The sequence below is a fragment of the bacterium genome (genome assembly GCA_035307765.1).
Lineage (GTDB): Bacteria > Sysuimicrobiota > Sysuimicrobiia > Sysuimicrobiales > Segetimicrobiaceae > Segetimicrobium.
Window position 1 is genome coordinate 127,490 of the sequence record DATGHU010000041.1, and the last position, 14,697, is coordinate 142,186.

A 14,697-nucleotide genomic window follows, 5' to 3' on the forward strand; every position below is an offset into this window, starting at 1 on the left:
GAGGTCGGTGCCGGAACCAGAGACCCAGCCGGGGGCGGGGGCAGGCGGCCCCCCGCAGGATGAGCCGCAGCCGGACGTTCAGGGCACACCCGCCAAGGCGGAGGCGGCCGAGGAGACCGGGCAGGATCGCACGCAGGCGGTTCCGCTGGGCGCGCTGCCGACGGTCGAGGTGCTGCGCTGGAGCCTGAGCCTTCTCGCGGCGAAGGCTTGGGAGGGGATGGGCCTCATGCCAAACCCCATCACCAACAAGACGCAGAAAAATCTTGAGGAGGCGCGGCTGGCGATCGACGCGTTCGCCGCGGTCTTCGAGGTGCTCCGGGCGCGAATCGAGGAGCCGCCGCGCCGCGAGATGGAGACGCTGCTGACCAATCTGCGACTCAATTTTGTTGAGAAGAGCGCGGGATGAGCCGCGGAGTTATCCACGCAATCCACATATCCCTCGAACTGAGATTCCGGATTGTGCGACCGCGGGGTGTGTGCTACTAATAGTGATGGAGGCGCAAGCCGACTGGCAAGGTAGCCGACTCAAACGCTCGCGCACGTGGACGCCGAAAGCTGGTCAAGTGTACTTCGGGGGTAACTCCGGAGAACGGCTGATGAGCGGTAGGCACCGGCGACGAGGGCCGAAGACGGTGAGAAGCCAGCCCGGTGAGCGCCTCCCGATTTTTTCCCGCACATCCTTCCCCGCCCGCAAAAACCAGGAGCCTGCGGCCTGAGATCGCCCGACGCCGGCGGTCCTCCCACCGCTTGGCCCGGCGTTCGCGTCGGGCACCGGACCGTCCGGTATAATAAGGGAGAAGGCTAGTGGAGGTCCGCATGCCCAACCGATTGTCCGCTGCGACGAGTCCCTACCTGAGGTCTGCCGCGCACCAACCGGTGGATTGGTACCCGTGGAGCGACGAGCCGTTCGCCCGCGCCAAGGCCGAGAACAAACCGATCCTGCTCGACATCGGTGCCGTCTGGTGTCACTGGTGCCACGTCATCGACCGGGAGTCCTACGACAACCCCGAGATCGCTCGGATCATCAACGAACAATTCGTCGCGGTGAAGGTCGACCGCGACGAGCGGCCGGACATCGACGTGCGGTACCAGAGCGCCGTGAGCGCGATCACGGGCCAGGGGGGATGGCCGCTTACCGCGGCACTGACCTCGGAGGGTAAGGTATTTTTCGGCGGGACCTACTTCCCTCCCGACAACGCCATGGGCCGCCCGGGATTTCGACAGGTGCTCTTGGCGGTGGCCGAATTCTACCGCACGAAGCGCGAACAGGCTCACGCCTACGCCGACGAGCTGTTCCAGACCCTCCACCGGCTGGGGGCGGCGCGCGCCTCCGAGGAGGCGCTGACGCCGCAGTTGGTCGAGAGTGCGGTCTCCGACATCGAGCGGCAGTTCGACCCGCAGAACGGCGGGTTCGGCGGGGCGCCGAAGTTTCCCCACACCGGCGCACTCGAACTGCTGCTGAGGCGCCACGACCGGATCGCAGACCCTCAGGCGCTTGCGATCGTGATGCGGACGTTGGAGAAGATGGCGCGGGGCGGAGTCTACGACCAGCTCGGGGGCGGGTTCCACCGCTACTCCGTCGACGCGTCGTGGATCGTGCCGCACTTCGAGAAGATGATCTACGATAACGCGGAGCTGCTGCGAAATTACGTCCACGCCTATCAGGCGACCGGGAACGCGTTCTTCCGGGAGATCGCGGAGGGGGTGGTGGGCTACGTCACCGGCACCCTGACGGACTCGATCCGGGGCGGATTCTACGCCAGCCAGGACGCGGACCAGAGTCTCGACGATGACGGCGAGTACTATACCTGGGCGCCGGAGGAAGCTGCGGTCGCGCTCTCGCCCGAAGAATTCGCGGCCGCAAGCCAAGCGTACCACCTCGAGGGACAAGGGGAGATGCACCACGACCCTCGCCGCCATGTCCTGTTCATCGATAAATCCCCGGACGTGGTGGCGGCCCTGTTGGGGCGTCCGGCGGCGGCCGTTCAGGATTTGATCGCCGGCGCGAAGCAGCGCCTCCTCGCCGCGCGCTCCGCCCGGCCGGCGCCCTTCGTCGACTCAACGATCTACACCGGGTGGAACGGCATGATGATCTCGGCGTTTCTCGAGGCCGCGCGTGCGTTCGACCGGCTCGACATCCGGGCGACTGCGCTTTGTGCTCTCGACCGAATCGTGCGCGATGCCTATCAGCCCCCTCCGCGGGAGCCCGGCGGCGCCGATGGCCCTCCGCCCGCCCGGCGGGGGTTCCGCCACGTCGCGAGCGCGCCGGGCGGTGTGGCCGGCCTGCTGGACGACCAGGTCTGGATGGCGCGGGCGTTGGTGGACGCGTTCGAGCAGACGGGCGACCCTCGCCATCTCGCCCTTGCCGAAGAAACGATGGCGTACGTCATCCGGGAATGTCTGGCTCCGTGGGGCGCCTTCTACGATACCGCGCAGCCCGCGTCCACCGGGGACCGGTCCCCGCTCGGGTTGGGGGTGCCTTACGTTCCCACTCAGGACTCGCCCACGCCCGCGGGGAACGCCGTCGCTGTGCTGGTGCTGGATCGCCTCGCCCTGATCACTGGGGACGCGCGCTATCGCGAGGCGGCGGAGCGGGTCCTACGGGTTTGCGCTCCGGCCGGCACCGCACACGGGCTGTTTGCCGCCAGCCTGATCCACGCGCTCGACCTGCACCTTGAGCCTCCGCTGCATGCGGTCGTCGTCGGCCCGCGTGGCGATCCCCGGGTCGGCGCATTGCATCGGGCGGCGCTGGCGGTCTACCGCCCCGGCACCGTCGTGCACCTGTACGATCCGACGGCGTCGGCCGGCCAGCTGCCACCGGAGATTCCCCCGGTGGTCGGCGGCTCGGCCCCGCGGGTCTTCGCCTGCAGCGCGACAGCGTGCGCGCCCCCGGCGGATACGCCCGAGGCGGTGCGCGAGACGATCCTCGCGTTCGGCCGGGTCTCCGTCGGGTAGCGCGTCCGGCATGCGGCGCGGGAATTTCTTCAGCGATCGAGCGCGATGAGCTACGTACGGCTCAAGCACACCCTGGCCGAGGTCGCCCTCGCCGCCATTGCGCACCCCGATCATGCGCCGACCGCGGCCCTGCTCCTGGCCTACGCGCGGCGAAGCCGGAGCCATCCGGCCGTCGCGCTCGCGGCCCTCGGTCGGGATGCCGGGACGGCGCCGGCCGACGCGGCGCGGATGCTGCTCGGGACTGGTTTGTTCGACGAATCTCCGGGGGGGGATCGGATCAGTCTGTCCGCGCCCTTCCAGCCGTTTGCCTCCTACCTGCGCCGGCAGGCGGCCCGAGCGGTGAGCGCCCGTCGGCTGCTCGGATCGTCGCGGCGGGCGGGCCTCCCCGATGAGATCCGGCGCGCGGTGGCATTGTTCAACGCCGGCCTGTTCTTCGAGTGTCATGAATACCTCGAGGGCATCTGGCGCGCGGCTCCCGAGGCCGAGCGGGCCTTCTACCACGGCCTCGTCCAGGCGGCCGCAGGCTGTTATCACATGGAAAAAGGGAACGTGCACGGTACCAGGACCCTTCTGCAAAAGGCGATGGCGAAGCTTGAGCCGTACTCGCCGGTGCACCGCGAGGTCGACGTTTCCTCCCTGCTGGCCGGGCTGCGCGGGGTCGTGCGCCGCTTGGATCGTCCATCCGCCGATGCGGCACCCGGCCGGCGCGCGCGGCCGACGCTGCCGCTCGTCGACGGTCCTCCGCGGGGCCGCCGCAAGCGCGGCCGCGCGGGTGCCGCTCCGGGGTTGACCGGTTCCTCGCGGACGGACGGTGGTCGTCCGTCCCGGTAGCGCGCCCCGTCGGAGGCCCGGGTGCGGGATCGCCCCCGGATGCGGCGCGGCGCCGGCGATGGATCACCGATCGGCCCGCAGGGAACCCCGTTCCCGTCCTGGAATGTGTCGATAATCCCCCCAGATCGGTCAGGAGACAAGGAGCTTCTATGGACCGCGTGCTCCAATACATCGATGCGCACCAGGACGAATACGTGGCATTGCTGCGCGGATTGTGCCGGCAGCCCAGCATCGCCGCCCAGGGGATCGGCCTTCCCGAGACCGCGGAGAAGGTGGAGGGGCTGCTGGCGGAAGCGGGCGTGCGCGCCCGGACGGTGCCGGTCGGGGGCGGCGCGCCCGTCGTCTACGGCGAGGTGAAGGGGAAGACCCCGCGCACCTTGATGTTCTACAACCACTACGACGTCCAGCCGCCGGAGCCGTTGGAGGAGTGGGAGAGCGAGCCGTTTGCCGCGGCGGTGCGCGACGGGAAGATCTTTGCCCGCGGCGTCGCGGACAACAAGGGCAATCTGGTGGCGCGGATCTGTGCCGTTGACGCGACGCTTCACGCCCTGGGGGAACTTCCGGTTAGTGTCCGGTTCGTCGTCGAGGGAGAGGAAGAGATCGGCAGCGTCAATCTCCCGACGTTCGTCCGGGAGCACCGCGATCTCGTCGCCGCCGATGCCTGCATCTGGGAGTCCGGGTCCCGCGATATCCAGGAGAACATGGTGCTGGCCCTGGGGGTGAAGGGGATCTGCTACGTTGAGCTGGAGGCTCACGGGGCCTCCCGGGATCTCCATTCCTCGATCGCCACCATCGTGCCGAATCCGGCGTGGCGCCTGGTGTGGGCGCTGTCGACCTTCAAGGATCGGAACGAGCGGGTGCTGATCGACGGGTTCTACGACGACGTGGTGGATCCCACCGAAGACGAGATGGCCCAACTGCGCCGCATTGCATTCCTGCGGGACGATGCGGCTGAGCTCAAGGACTACGGTCTCGACCGCTACCTTCTGGGAGTCTCCGGGGTCGAACTGCTGAAGCGGAATCTGTTTCAACCCACTTGCACGATCTGCGGGGTGACGTCCGGGTACGGCGGACCGGGAAGCAAGACGGTCCTTCCCCGCCGCGCGGTGGCGAAGGTGGATTTCCGGCTCGTGCCCAACCAGCGCGGCAACGATATCTTCCAGAAGGTCAGGGCGCACCTCGCCCAGCACGGCTTCGCCGACATCAGCGCCCGCGCGCTCGGGAATGAGGATCCGGCCAAGACCCCGATGTCTGCCGAGATCGTCAAGATCGTTTCCGAGAGCGTGCGGCGGATCTACAATCGCGAGCCCCTGGTGTACCCGTCCATGGCGGGAACCGGCCCCCAGCACGTGCTCACCGGCGAGCAGGGGATCCCGACGATCGGCTCCGGGGTCGGCTACGCGCACAGCAACGTCCACGCGCCGAACGAGAACATCCGGATCGCGGACTACCTCGGCGGCATCAAGCACATCGCCATGATCATGCATCTGATGGGAGGCGGGCGTTAGGTGGGTGAGGGGTTCCAAACTTCATTACTGGCGGCAGACGACGGCGCCGCCCGGCCGGTGCGGGGCCGCATCTACGTCGGCACCTGCTCGTGGGCGGAGAAGTCGTTCGTCAAAAGCGATTTCTACCCCCGGGCGATCCGCACCGCCCAGGATCGTCTCCGATACTACGCCACGCAGTTCCCCACGGTGGAGATCGACGCGTCCTATTTCGCCCTGCTCCCTTCGGCCTACAGCCGGCGATGGGCGGAGGAGACTCCCCAGGAATTCATCATGCACGCGAAGGCCTTCGGCTTGTTCACCGGTCACGGCGCGGCGGTGCAGAGGCTTCCGCAGGGGTTCTCGGCGCTGTTGCCTCCGCGGCTGCGGGAGGCCCGCGAGGTCCGGGCGCAGGATGTCCCCGACGAGTTCCTGAACGCCTGCTGGGATCGCTTCCGCGAGTTCCTCGCCCCCCTGGAGGAAGCCGGCAAGCTCGGCTACGTCCTCTTCCAGTTGCCGCCCGGCGTCAAGTACTCCGACCATGCCCTGGAGGCGATGCGCGCCTGGAAGCGCGAGCTTCCCGGACGCCATCTCGCGGTCGAGTTCCGAAACCGTGACTGGGCGCGCCATCCCGACGCGCTGGAATTTCTGACGCGGGAAGGACTGGCGTATGTGATGGTGGACCTGCCGGACCTCCCCCGCCTGATGCCCACGGTGGACGCGATCACCTCCGACTGGGCGGTGGTCCGGTTCCACGGTCGCAACCTCGCCGGGTGGGATCGAGCCGGCGCCAGCACCGACGAGCGGTACGACTACGAGTACACGACGGACGAATTGCGCGGGTGGGTGGAGGTCGTGGCGCGCGGCGCCGGCCGGGCCGCCCGGTTTTTCGCGATGTTCAACAATCACGTTCGGGGCAACATGGCCAGGAACGCGCGGACCTTCCTCGGCCTGCTGACGGAGCAGGGCAGCCCGCGGCCGATCGAGGACCGGTCGGCGAGGCCGGGCTAGCCTCGAGCCGTCGCCCGGCGGGCGGCGTAGAAGACTCGTCCGGTCTGCGGCGTCACCGCGGCAAACTCGGGGCTGGCCCACCGCCCGAGGATTTCAAACCCCGCGGCGACGAGTTCGGCATCGATCATCGGCACCGGATACCCGCGCTCGCGGTGGATTTCGCGCACCCGTTCGTAGAGGTCGCGCTCGCGGCGCAGGAACGCGTTGACCCTGAGCGTCGCGATCCCGGTGTCGAAGTCGAACTCGCTTTGGTTTACTTCGAGCGCCTCCTCATTGTCCTGGATCAGCCATACCCGGTTGCCCCACCGCGTCGCCAGCCCCTGAATGGTGTTCATGTCGAAGAGAAAGAACCCACCCGGGCGCAGCGCGCCGGCGACCGCGGCGAGGGTTCGCCTGAAATCCTCGTCGCTGGTCAGGTAGTTGAGGCTGTCATAGAGGCAAGTGGCGGCGTCGACGGGGGTGGGGAGTGCGAGCTCGCGCATGTCCTGCTGGAGAAAGGTCGCCGCGATGCCCTTTTCTTCCGCACCCCGACGGGCTATCATCACCATCTCCGGCGACTGATCCACCCCCGTGACGCTGAGCCCGCGCTGCGCCATCGTCATGGCAAACTCCCCGGGGCCGCAGGCGACATCGACCAGAGAAGCCGGGGTCGCGCGTTGCCGGTCGAACACACCGGTCACCCACGGCACCAGCTGGAGGCTCCAGCGACCCTGCCCCGCCTTGACGTATGCTTCGGCGTACCGGCGGTAGATGCTCATTGGTGGAGATGTTCTCTTGCCGCGGAGAGGCTTCCTGTACGGTTTCCGGGAGGAGCGTCCCGCCCACCAGCCTCTTTCGGGGAATCGGGTCGGGCGCACCGAAGATCGCACGCCCCCGTGGGGACGGGTGCCTGCAGTGTGGCTGGGACCCAAGGCCACACGGCGAGGAGAGGAAGACCTCAGACTCGGGACTTGGAGCTTCGCGGTGCGTCCGGACCCCCGGTCACGGCGCAGGACCGCGATCAGCCCTGGCCGATCAGCGATGGCTTCGGCGTCACGAACATTGCCCCCGCGCTCACTGCGTAGAGCGCGGACACGGCGGCGAACGCGAGCTGGTAGGTGCCGGAGCGATCGTAGATCCAACCCGCGATCACAGGTCCGAGGGCGGCGCCGGCAAGGGCGGGGATCCCCTGGACGGCGCTGATTGCGCCGAAGGCGCGGCGCCCGAAGTGTTCGGCGCGCACCGAGGCGGTGAGTGAAGCGGCGGCGCCGAAGGCAGCGCCATAGACGATGATATAGGCGATCAGCCAGCCGATGGAGCTGGCGACCGTCAGCAGGACCACCCCAAGCCCGAGCACGGCCTGGCAGATGCCAAGAAGTAGCTGCGAGGGGAAGCGGTCGCTCATGATGTTGAAGATGTAGCGGCCCGGCAGGCTCGCTAGGCCGACCATCCCCGCCAACGCCGCCGCAACGGTAGGATTCTGACCGCGGCCGATCATGTAGGCCACCTGGTGGGCGAACAGGACGTTTGATCCCATTAGCGCAATGCAGTTGGACAGGGTGAGGGTCCAGAAGGGGCCGCGACGCAGTGCGTGCCGCAGCGGGATGCCGGATAGCGGCGTGGTCGGCGTCACCTCCGCCGCGGGGGTGCCATCTGGGAAGAGCCCCACATCCTCGGGATGGCGCCGCACGGCGAGCACCGCCAGCGGCAGTGCGATGCTCAACTGCGCCAGGCCGAAGATGACCAGCGTTTCCCGCCAGCCGACGCGCGGCACCAGCCAACCGGCCAGTGGGATGAAGATGGGCGACGCCAACCCGCCCAGCACCGTCAGCAGCGCCATCGCTGACCCCCGCCGCCGGTGGAACCAGTTCGCCACGACGGTGAAGGTGACCGGGTAAAGGGTCATCGACCCGGCCACGCCCAGCCCTCCCCCCCACAGCAGATACCACTCCCAAAGCTGGTCGACCTTGGACAACCCAATGAGCGAGAGGCCGGCAAGGATGGAGCCGCAGGCGAGGACCGCGCGTGCGCCCTTCCGGTCTACCCAACGGCCGATGGGATAGCCGAGCAGTCCAGAGACCACGAGGGCGATCGAGTAGCTCAGGGACAGCTCTGCTCGGCTCCAACCCAGCTCCCGTCCAAGCGGGAGGACCAGCACGCCAAAGAAATACTGAACAGTCCCGTAGGCGATAATGGTGATGACGCCGAGGGCCACTAGGAGTTTCCAACCGTAATAGAGGCCCCCTCGGGCGGCGATCGGCATGGCTCTCATTTTCTCATCAGGCCCACGTCCTCCCTGCTCAAATGTATTCGTCACCCGGCCCCCAGTGCACGCAACCCACCCTCGAGCCACTCAACGTTCAAACAACGTGTCGCAACTCCTTTAGTGGTCATTCAAAGCAATATCCGGTTCACCGGGTCCGGTAGTCGGGCCTGTCTTCCGCGGCGCGCTGCCCACGGCAGATCCTCTGCATTATTTGACGCGATGGCCGAGGATGCCGGCCAGATCGAGAAAGTGGTAGATCGGCATGCCTGCCATCACGATCAGGTATGCCCGCAGGGTCAAGAGCGAGAACTTCACCGTCCTTGTCAGGTGCATCCGCGGAATGTTGACGGTGTCCATCTTCTCCTCCGGTTCGTCAAACAGCAGATGCACAACAAGATGGGGATGCCGCCGCGTGTCTTTAAAGAGTCGAATGTCCGCCTGAAGTGTCATGATCGTCTCCTTTCTCGACCTCATCGGTCCCCGATATTTCAGCTGCCGCCGCTCGGGAACAGCTGAGGCAACGCGACCTGGGCCGCCGGGAGCAGCGACAGGACAATCAGAATCACGATCGCCGTCCAATTGATCCAGTTGTTCCACGGCCGGTTCACGAATGAGATTGCACATCGCAACCTTCTTAGCATCCTACTGGCTTGCGCTCGCCGAGTTGGGCAGGCTCGCGGTCCGACATCACAGCCGACTCCATGTACGCCACGGGCCTATCACGCGTAGTGTTTCTGTTGATCTGGGCGGAAATCTCCCCACGTCCCACCGCCGCTCCCCGGGGCACGTTTGGAGGCTATCAGCCTAGCAAAGGTCCTGTTGCCTCAGCCAGGTCCAGAAGTTCCCAAGACCGTACCGGTAGACGCGGAAGGTTTTGGGCGATCGCCCCTCAACCATACCCGCCGTTTTTAGGCCTCCCAGGCCTTGGAGAAGGAGAGGGCATATGGTAGAGTTTCCATCGGACGCCTCCAAAGGTGCGCCCCTCCCCTCGGACTGTTGGAACAGGCACGAGCCTGGGGAGGCCTAGTCTATAGGGGTTCAACGCGCCCGTAGCTCAGGGGATAGAGCAGCTGCCTTCGAAGCAGCGGGTCGGGGGTTCGAATCCCTCCGGGCGCTCCAAGATTATCAAGGTCCAGCCCGGAGACATAGGTGACACTTCGTACCTAAGACATGGGTAACACTTTCGGGCCGAACGGATTTTCGAGCGGTTCGAGCACTCGGGTCTCCAGATTAAAGTATCCCAAGTCATAGTCCAGAAAGCTGACCATGTCTCAGGCCGCTCAATAATCAAGCTCTAGGGAAGAAGAAGTCCACCGGTGCGCGAGTTGGGCGAATAGTGCAGTATCGTGGCATCCGCGATGACGCTAACGGTCATACGGTTCAATACGTAGGACATTAGAACTTAGGGACCGGTCGAGGAGTAATGATGGCGGATAACGCGGTGCTGGTGATGAAGATCGAGTATTACGCCGAAGGTCTGGACAGGATCATAGCGTGGAAGAAGCGAGAGGATGAGGAAAGCGGCCGCTTCTTCTGGGGGTACAACGGTACCCGCTGAAGGTAATTCAGTTTGGGTCGGGGCTTGCAAAGACCCAAGCGACTATTTCGCGCAGGCACCCCGCTGCTCCAAACAACTGGGCTGCCCACTCTGTAATGTCCTTGGGGCAACGCGGTCAGCCGTATGGGAGGCCGGGGATCGTGATCGTGATGCCCGCATCGACGGTCAGCACCTGTCCGGTCACCCAGCGGGCCTCATCGCAGGCGAGAAAGACTGACGCCCATGCGACGTCCCACGCATTTCCTTCTTCCCTGATGAGGCCTGCCGTCGCCCGACCCTCACGAGCCTGAGCGTTAAGCCGCTCGGCGACCAGCGGTGTGTACACTTGACCCGGCGCAATGCAGTTGACGCGGATGTGCTTGCTGCCCAGCTGGCCCGCCAGCGCAAGCGTCAGTCCGATGACCGCAGCTTTGCTGGTCGTGTACGCCGTCGAGCGCGCAGGATATGCGCGTACCCCGGCGATCGATGAGATGTTGATGATGGAGCCAGACTTACCAACCAGCATGTGCGGCACGACCGCCTGGGCCGCCAGGACCATGCTACGGACGTTGACGCCCATAATATGGTCCCAGGCTTCCTCGGTGATGTCCTCCAGGCTCTGGTTGGAAGGGATGCCGACGTTGTTCTGAAGGATGTCGAGACGCCCATAGCGCTCGACCGCAGTGGCCGCCAATTGCTGACAGCCCTCGCGATGCGAGACATCGCAGGCGAACGACGAAGCCGTGCGACCTTCGGCGACGATCGCGGCCACCGTTTCGTCAGCCCGACTCACGATCTGATCGGCGCACACGACCGCTGCGCCCTCGCGTGCGAAGAGAATCGCCGCGGCTTTGCCGTTGCCAATGCCCTCACCCCGCGAGCCGGCACCTGTGACCACCGCAACTTTTCCCGCCAGCCGACCGCTCATGTATTCACACCCCTCCCGCGTCGCCCGGTGTTCCAGAGTCGCCGCATTTCCCCGCAGCTCCCTCTCCTCGGTGGAAACGTTGCCGTGATGAGTACAGCGATACCAAGAACAAGCACGAACTACTTCAAGAGCTGTTTTCCGCCCTTCGTGTGGAACAGCCAAACGAAGTCCGACATCGTCTGTCCCCCCTACAGCTCTTGCTTCAGTGGCTCATGATAGCACACAGCTCGCTACGCTCCTGACGTTATCTCAAATGGAACTAAACCCTTAATAATCGTAGCGACAGCACTAACAGCTGGTCGATGATACTCGGTGATAGTTGCTGACAGCCCTACGGCCGGCCTTCGAAGCAGCGGGTCATTTCGAACCCCTCCGGGCGCACCACGTTGCGGAAGATGTTAGTTACCCTCCATCCACACTATCGGACAGCCCCCCCATAGGAGTGCCTTGGTTCGCATCAAGCGGAAGACGGGCCCGTACCGCGCTTGTCGGTCTCCGGAACGAGGCGATGGTGAGGCCAGCCTACCCGGTGGCGTGACCTCAGGCATCAGTTCGTCGGTTTCTTATACTCCTGGAGGAAGTACACTATTGAGTTACTTTTGGGCCTGCCGTGTTCGTGTTTTCTCCCTAGCGGCAAGGGCGAACCGGTATTCCTCCAACAGCGAAAACTCTTGGGCTGATTCCAGGATCGCCATTTGTTCCGCGGGCCAGTTCCGAGCGAGCGACCGCCAGATCGGATAACCTTGCTGGTGCCGGTACCAGACGTAATATGAGATGCACAGGAGCACCCAGGCTGGTCCAGCAATCCGCCCGATGGTGTGCGTGGCGATGACTTCAAAAAGGATCATGCTCACACCGGCGATGCCGAGGAACCCGAGTACTGGGACCCGGATAGTCTCGCCCCCGTGACGCCAGGTGATGTTGAAGGGCACGTGGTACGGGCGAGGCGTGGCTGGGTCGCTGAACCGAAGTCTGACAAGCGACACAAAGACCAAGAGGTAGGCGAGCGTTGCCCCAAAGGCGTACATGTTCCCCAATGTGTCGAGGGCCTGAGGAGTGAGGAACGACAACAGGGCTTCGATGATTGCGAGTACCGAGAACACGATAGTGGTGCGGTAGGGCGTGCGATACTTTGGATGCACCGCATTCATCCATCGTGTTGCGAGTCCCAGTTCGCTCATCGAAAAAGTCAGGCGTGAACTTCCCATCACGCCCGTGTTTGCTGAGATGAGCAAGATGGTCGCACCGAGCATGGCCGCGAACGGGCCGGCGACTACCCCAATCAGGGGGATGTTGTGAGCCAGTAGCGCCACGGGATCCCCCTGGTGCTGGGCGATTTCCTGCCAGGGGAGCATGCCGATGCCCAAGGTGGAAAATGCCATCGCGAACAAGAGTACGCTAAAGATCAACCCGATCGATGTTCGTGGGATTATTGTTGCCGGGCGGCGGGTCTCTTGAGCCGCTTGCGAGATCGACTCTAACCCAACGTACGAAATGATCGCCAGCGATGAACCGTACATAAACTGTGAGAACGAAGGTTGTTGAGTCTGGAACTGGTGCACCAGCAGCTCGGGCTTCCAAGCGAAGAGGAAGCCTAAAATGATTACACACGATTCGGTCACCATGTCGATGGTGCCGATAATCTCGTTGAAAAACGACGACTCCCGAATTCCTCTGATATTGAGCCAGATAAGGAAAAGGATGAGGAGTACCGTCTCCGCTGCCCAGATCGGATTCAGGTGATGGAGCGGGCCCAATGTCACAGAGTACTCGCGGATGGCCGGAATGAAGAAGTTCAGGTACCCTGCGGAAGCCGCCGCGAATAGAGCGATATCTATCGTATAGTCAAGGAGGAGCGCTGCCCCCGCGACGAACCCCCAAAAATCCCCCAAGCCCCGAGCCGTGTAATACTGCCCCCCCCCAGCGACCGGAAAGGAACTCGCCAGCTCCGTGTATGCGAGACCGATGAGCACGTACACCACGCCCGCGAGCGCAAACGCCAGAGGCGCAAGCCCCATTGACGCCGCCACGACGATGCCCAGCGCGGCGTAGATGTCAGCGCCGACGTCGGCGTACCCCCACATGAACGAGCCCCAGACGGAGATGTCCCGTCGGAGCGTTTCTCGAGGTGCGGGAGAGCCATGTTGGGGCTGGTCGGCCCGGGCTGCCACATCAGCGCCTCTTGGGTAGATTAACGCAAATACTCTATCATAATCTTACTGGCTCCGCCTGATCTTTGTGAGCCCCTTTGAGTCTGAGCTGTGACATATTTGAGCGGGTAGATCACGACGCCCACCAAGTCAAGCGTATCGTTATGATCCCGTCGTGTCGGTGGCCGTGGGCAGCGACGCCACGGTTGCGCCAATCTAGGTTCGGTCAATCCGGCGCACCGTGACCGGACGCAACTCGTACGACCCCCCGAATGAGATCGCGGAACGCCTCGTCGTAGTTCACGCCGCTGATTCCCCACGCATAATCCACTTCGCGCCAGCGCATTTTCCACGCCCCGACCCAACCAGGCAAGGCCTGCCGAAACTCCAACGTGCCGGCGACAAGCGCTTGGTCCGGTGAGGATGCAGTTTGCGGGGAAGGAAACTGCCCCAGAGTCACCCCCCATGCGGCAAACGCGGCTTCGGTCGGAAAGCGCAGCTTCATCCCGAAGTCGCTGGCCACGTTGGCAAAGGCAGCGCGCTGCTCGGACCCGGCGGGGGTCTCCGCGCTCAGCAGATAGGACGCGGTGAAGCCGCGCACTGCCAGCACCGGAACCACCACAGGGCGCGCGCCGCGCCAAGGGTGCTCCCCCAGGTTTGCCAGCGCCTTGTCGATCCTCGCCGGGTCGAAATGCACGGTGAGACTATGTGGCCGATCGTAAGTGCCCTGGTCGTCATGAATCTTAACGGCGGCATCCAGATCCACATAGTCAAAAGATGCGACCAGCGCATCCGCATGTGCAGCCAGTTCGGAGATCCGCGGATCGTCATGCAGCCGCGGTTCGCCGGATATTTTCACGAGGACCTCGCGCAAGCATTGCGCGAATCCGGTCGGGCGGCTGCGCATATCGGTACCGGTAACGATGGCGGTCGCCTGGTACAAATCGCTCACATCTTGCGCCCTGCCCGACGGGGTGTCGGCCGCGATGAACGCGCCCGAGAGCAAGACGAGCAGCAATGCTATTGCACGACATCGATGCAGGCCATGCCCACCCGCCATCGCCAATCCCCTCATCTTTCTGATCGTGGGTGAAGTGAGGGCCCGCGATGAAGGTCATTTTCAGCACTCGATTCGCCCGCCGGATGCATCCTCTTGCCGACCCAGTCCGAGTGCGTTGGCCGAGGTTTCCGCTTTGATTCCTGCCTCTCCTTCCATTAACAGAGCCGAAGATATTCGTTCCGCCCTTATGCTCATAGAATGCTTGCCCCTCTCCATCAAAAACGTTCCACGCATCCCATGGTTCTCCGTGTGTGGTCAAATTGGAACTCCGGAATTGTCGTTGTATTGCTAAACAACGGTCCCGCCCCTCCGCTTCGCCCACAAGAGCGCCGACAGATGCCTCGCCCGAGGCACTCAAATCTACGTTGCTGTAGATCCTGCTAGTTTGAGGGAACGGGGCGGTCAAGCAACCGATCCGGCGGCGTGCGCCAGATATTGGCTGCTTCCGTCGCCTCCTCACCTCGGAAGGACCGAGAACCGCGCGGGGGGGGGGATC

12 protein-coding genes and 1 tRNA gene are annotated in these 14,697 nt (G+C 64.4%); 7 read left to right on the forward strand and 6 right to left on the reverse strand.

Going from position 1 to position 14,697, the window contains the following annotated elements:
* Positions 1-7 precede the first annotated feature (7 nt).
* The 5 genes from VKV57_14320 to VKV57_14340 all read left to right on the forward strand — a co-directional run bounded on the left by VKV57_14320 (position 8) and on the right by VKV57_14340 (position 6,281).
* Positions 8-406, forward strand: coding sequence for a DUF1844 domain-containing protein (locus VKV57_14320; protein ID HLW61078.1), 399 nt, complete (start codon positions 8-10; stop codon positions 404-406).
* 410 nt (positions 407-816) lie between these two features.
* Positions 817-2,955 carry a thioredoxin domain-containing protein gene (locus VKV57_14325; protein ID HLW61079.1) on the forward strand — a complete coding sequence of 713 codons (2,139 nt, stop codon included), beginning with the start codon at positions 817-819 and terminating at the stop codon, positions 2,953-2,955.
* Positions 2,956-3,000: 45 nt separating this feature from the next.
* The gene (locus tag VKV57_14330; protein HLW61080.1) at positions 3,001-3,786 is read left to right on the forward strand and encodes a DUF309 domain-containing protein; all 786 of its coding nucleotides are present in this window, start codon (positions 3,001-3,003) and stop codon (positions 3,784-3,786) included.
* A gap of 149 nt (positions 3,787-3,935) precedes the next feature.
* Entirely contained in the window at positions 3,936-5,294 is a 1,359-nt protein-coding gene (locus VKV57_14335; protein HLW61081.1) for a M20/M25/M40 family metallo-hydrolase, read from the forward strand.
* On the forward strand, positions 5,295-6,281 hold the full coding sequence (locus VKV57_14340) for a DUF72 domain-containing protein (GenBank protein HLW61082.1): 987 nt from the start codon (positions 5,295-5,297) through the stop codon (positions 6,279-6,281). It abuts the gene before it with no gap.
* Here the strand turns inward: VKV57_14340 and VKV57_14345 are convergent.
* From VKV57_14345 to VKV57_14355, 3 genes are all read right to left on the reverse strand, one after another.
* A complete protein-coding gene (locus tag VKV57_14345; protein HLW61083.1) occupies positions 6,278-7,039 on the reverse strand; it encodes a class I SAM-dependent methyltransferase in 762 nt (253 codons plus the stop codon). The genes VKV57_14340 and VKV57_14345 overlap by 4 nt on opposite strands.
* A 242-nt stretch (positions 7,040-7,281) precedes the next feature.
* Positions 7,282-8,523, reverse strand: a complete 1,242-nt coding sequence (locus tag VKV57_14350) for an MFS transporter (GenBank protein ID HLW61084.1) — start codon at positions 8,521-8,523, stop codon at positions 7,282-7,284.
* A gap of 210 nt (positions 8,524-8,733) precedes the next feature.
* Entirely contained in the window at positions 8,734-8,976 is a 243-nt protein-coding gene (locus tag VKV57_14355) for a hypothetical protein (GenBank protein HLW61085.1), read from the reverse strand.
* Between the two features lie 593 nt (positions 8,977-9,569).
* Between VKV57_14355 and VKV57_14360 the strand changes: the two genes are divergently transcribed.
* Positions 9,570-9,645: transfer RNA gene (locus VKV57_14360), tRNA-Arg, on the forward strand.
* Between the two features lie 307 nt (positions 9,646-9,952).
* Positions 9,953-10,084, forward strand: coding sequence for a hypothetical protein (locus VKV57_14365; protein ID HLW61086.1), 132 nt, complete (start codon positions 9,953-9,955; stop codon positions 10,082-10,084).
* A gap of 115 nt (positions 10,085-10,199) precedes the next feature.
* Here the strand turns inward: VKV57_14365 and VKV57_14370 are convergent, their stop codons facing one another.
* The 3 genes from VKV57_14370 to VKV57_14380 form a co-directional block, all read right to left on the reverse strand.
* Positions 10,200-10,991 carry an SDR family oxidoreductase gene (locus VKV57_14370; protein ID HLW61087.1) on the reverse strand — a complete coding sequence of 264 codons (792 nt, stop codon included), beginning with the start codon at positions 10,989-10,991 and terminating at the stop codon, positions 10,200-10,202.
* Positions 10,992-11,584: 593 nt separating this feature from the next.
* Entirely contained in the window at positions 11,585-13,075 is a 1,491-nt protein-coding gene (locus VKV57_14375; protein ID HLW61088.1) for an amino acid permease, read from the reverse strand.
* 292 nt (positions 13,076-13,367) lie between these two features.
* Complete coding sequence (locus VKV57_14380; GenBank protein ID HLW61089.1) at positions 13,368-14,201, reverse strand: DUF2066 domain-containing protein; 834 nt, start codon at positions 14,199-14,201, stop codon at positions 13,368-13,370.
* Positions 14,202-14,697 lie beyond the last annotated feature (496 nt).

Excerpts from the sequence above, each read along its gene's own strand:
- VKV57_14365 (HLW61086.1), top strand. The coding sequence starts at position 9,953 with ATGGCGGATAACGCGGTGCTGGTGATGAAGATCGAGTATTACGCCGAA.
- VKV57_14330 (HLW61080.1), top strand. The coding sequence starts at position 3,001 with ATGAGCTACGTACGGCTCAAGCACACCCTGGCCGAGGTCGCCCTCGCC.
- VKV57_14335 (HLW61081.1), top strand. The coding sequence starts at position 3,936 with ATGGACCGCGTGCTCCAATACATCGATGCGCACCAGGACGAATACGTG.
- VKV57_14350 (HLW61084.1), bottom strand. The coding sequence starts at position 8,523 with ATGCCGATCGCCGCCCGAGGGGGCCTCTATTACGGTTGGAAACTCCTA.
- VKV57_14380 (HLW61089.1), bottom strand. The coding sequence starts at position 14,201 with ATGGCGGGTGGGCATGGCCTGCATCGATGTCGTGCAATAGCATTGCTG.
- VKV57_14355 (HLW61085.1), bottom strand. The coding sequence starts at position 8,976 with ATGACACTTCAGGCGGACATTCGACTCTTTAAAGACACGCGGCGGCAT.
- VKV57_14325 (HLW61079.1), top strand. The coding sequence starts at position 817 with ATGCCCAACCGATTGTCCGCTGCGACGAGTCCCTACCTGAGGTCTGCC.
- VKV57_14370 (HLW61087.1), bottom strand. The coding sequence starts at position 10,991 with ATGAGCGGTCGGCTGGCGGGAAAAGTTGCGGTGGTCACAGGTGCCGGC.
- VKV57_14375 (HLW61088.1), bottom strand. The coding sequence starts at position 13,075 with ATGTGGGGGTACGCCGACGTCGGCGCTGACATCTACGCCGCGCTGGGC.
- VKV57_14345 (HLW61083.1), bottom strand. The coding sequence starts at position 7,039 with ATGAGCATCTACCGCCGGTACGCCGAAGCATACGTCAAGGCGGGGCAG.